We start from the raw sequence: 2,762 nt of genomic DNA on the forward strand, positions 1-2,762 counted from the left end.
CGCCGGTGGAGTCGGCGGTGCGCCGGGCCAGGGCGCGCACCTCGTCGGCGACCACCGCAAAGCCACGGCCCTGGTCCCCGGCGCGTGCCGCCTCGATCGCTGCGTTGAGCGCGAGCAGGTTGGTCTGTTCGGCGATTGAGCGAATGGTGTCGAGGATGGTGTTGATGTTCTTGCTGTCCTGTTCCAGCAACTGCATGGTCTGGGTCGAGCGCTGCAGGTCTTCGCTCAGCTTGAGCACGCTGCCGGTGGCTTCACCGATGTGCTGCTGGCCGTCGTGCACGTCGCGGTAGCCTTCGTCGGCACTCGACGCGGCGGCGCTGCACGAGCGTGCGACTTCGTTGGCGGTGGCCACCATTTCATTGAAGGCGGTGCTCACCAGCTCCACGGCTTCGCGCTGGCGACCGGCCGCCTGGTTCATGTTGTTGGCCACTTCGCTGGTGTCGGCGGCAGCGGCTTGCAAGTCGGTTGAGGCACTGCCGATACGCTGCACCAGCTGGGCGATCATACCCAGGAACTGGTTGAACCAGCCCGCCAGGCTGGCGGTTTCGTCCTTGCCCTGGACCTTGAGTTGGCGGGTCAGGTCGCCTTCCCCTTCGGCAATCTCTTGCAGGCCATCGGCGACCCCGCGAATCGGCCGCACGATGACCCGGGCGAAGCTGGCGCCGACAATTGCGAAGATCACCGCCAACACCGCAGCAATCGCTGCGATCAGCCAGGTGAGGCTGGAAGCTTGCGCCATCACTTCATCGCGTTTGATCAGGCCGATGAAGCGCCAGCCCAAATCTTTGGAACTGACCACGTTGGCCATGTAGGCCACGCCGTCGATGTCGATCTGGGTCACGCCGTCGCCGCGCTTGGCCAGCTCGGCGTAGTTGGCGCCCAGGTCCGCCAGGGGCTTGAAGTTGTGCTTGGCATCGCTGGGGTCCACCAGCACGTTGCCGTTGGCTTCCACCAGCATCAGGTAGCCGCTGTCACCCAGCTTGATGTTGCGCACCAGCTCGGTGAGTTGCTTGAGCGACACGTCCAGGCCGACCACACCGAGAATCGCCCCGCTGGCATCGGCAACCGTGTGCACGGTGCCGATCAGCGTCACATCGTCCGGCGCCCAGTAGTAGGCCCCGGTGCGCACGGTTTTGCCCGGTGCGGCGACGGCGGCCTGGTACCAAGGGCGCACACGCGGGTCGTAGTTGCTCAGTTTGGTGTCATCAGGCCAACTGGCGTAGCCGCCGTCCTTCAAGCCCAGGGACAAGTAGGCGGTGCTCGGGTGGCTCTTGGCGAACTGGTCGAAAATCGCCAACAGTTCTTGGTTGGTCGGCGTCAGCGGGATTTGCGCGGCGTCGGCGCCGGCGTAACTCTTCAGGTCTTTGGCCGCGACAACGCGCGGGTCCTTGGCCACGTACTCGACGTTCTGGCTGATGCCGTCGAAAAACTGCTTCATGCCATTGTCGATCTGGCGGATCTCACGGCCACTGCTGTCGAGGAAATTGGCCAGGGCCCCCTCGCGCAGGTTCAACACGACGAGCACGGCGACCAGGATAACCGGCACGCACGCGACAGCGGCAAATGCCCAGGTCAGCTTTTGCTTGATATTCATGACTTCTCCCGCGGGTATTTATAGTTTTGGCAAGGGGGAACGGTGCACGTCGCATGTGTTTTTAAGGAAGGAAGCGGCCCATGCTTACCCCGGTATATCGACCGGGGCAGCGGGCACTTGAGGGCTTAAACGCTGGGAAGACAGGTGGTCAACCGATACGGTCGCCACCCAGGGCATCACGCTGCATCGACTGCAGGTTTTTCTCGATGGTTTCGCAGATGGTTTCCATCTGGATCTGGTGTTCGCTGGAGCGGAACGGGCTTTGCAGGTCGGTGCCAATGCGCTCGATTGCCAGCAGCATAAAGCCCACCACCGTCGACGCCAGCGGGGTAAACCAACCCAGGGACTCCACCAGGCCCACCGGCACGATCAGGCAGAACAGCGAAATAAACAGCCGTGGAAAGTACACGTAGGGGTAGGGCAGCGGCGTGTTGGCGATACGCTCCATGCCGCCCTGGGCGTTGGACAGGTCCACCAGCGTCGACTCCAGGCGTGCCAGGCGAATGCTGTCCAGGTGCCCCGCCTTGTACTCCTTGGCCAGCAATGCCGCCGAGCCGGTGAGGATGTCATTGGCAAAGTTGTTGGTGGCGCCGTTGCGCGCGAACTCTGCGGCCGGGATAAACGCGCGCACTTCATCAGGGCACGGCTTGCCCCTGAGGTGCGCCGCCAGGCAATTCACATACGCCACATGGCGGCGTAGCAGGGTGGCTTTGATCGGGTTAACGTCGCCGTCCGCATCATCCAGCAGGGTCAGCACCTGGCGCGCGAAGCTACGTGAGTTATTCACCATGGCGCCCCACAGCGTGCGCGCTTCCCACCAGCGGTTATAGGCGCTGCTGTTACGAAAACTGATCAGCACCACCAGTGCCGAACCCAGCAGGGTAAGGGGCATCAGCGGCAAAGTGATCTTGGTGGTCAGGAACAGCATGAAGTCCACCGTGACGGCGACATCCCACAACAAGAGCCAGAACAGGGACCAGCCCACATAGCCCATGGTCTTGATGACCAAACGGTACTTTTTGATGATGGCGGCTTTCAAATGTGAACCTCGCGGCGGGCGATAAGCAACAGTGCTTAAGCTCGGACGCCCGTTTGCGGAGAAAGGTTCGCCTGGGGCCTGAATCGTTTAAGTTGCGGTGTATCAGGTTTCAAGCGTTCATCGAGAGGC

At 62.3% G+C, this 2,762-nt stretch carries 2 protein-coding genes and 1 pseudogene; all 3 read right to left on the reverse strand.

Translation table 11 applies throughout. From position 1 onward, the window contains the following. Positions 1-505, reverse strand: a 505-nt coding sequence (locus A7D21_RS36790; RefSeq protein WP_371859257.1) for a methyl-accepting chemotaxis protein, incomplete at its 3' end; no start/stop codon positions are given. Positions 506-559: 54 nt separating this feature from the next. After that, a pseudogene (locus A7D21_RS36795) lies at positions 560-1,594 on the reverse strand (cache domain-containing protein); the annotation flags it as partial. A gap of 148 nt (positions 1,595-1,742) precedes the next feature. Continuing rightward, the gene (locus tag A7D21_RS33845) at positions 1,743-2,633 is read right to left on the reverse strand and encodes a bestrophin family protein (RefSeq protein WP_053256679.1); all 891 of its coding nucleotides are present in this window, start codon (positions 2,631-2,633) and stop codon (positions 1,743-1,745) included. Between the last annotated feature and the right edge of the window lie 129 nt (positions 2,634-2,762).

Origin of the sequence: Pseudomonas sp. AP19, assembly GCF_001728855.1 — a bacterium.
GTDB classification, from domain to species: Bacteria; Pseudomonadota; Gammaproteobacteria; order Pseudomonadales; family Pseudomonadaceae; genus Aquipseudomonas; species Aquipseudomonas fluorescens.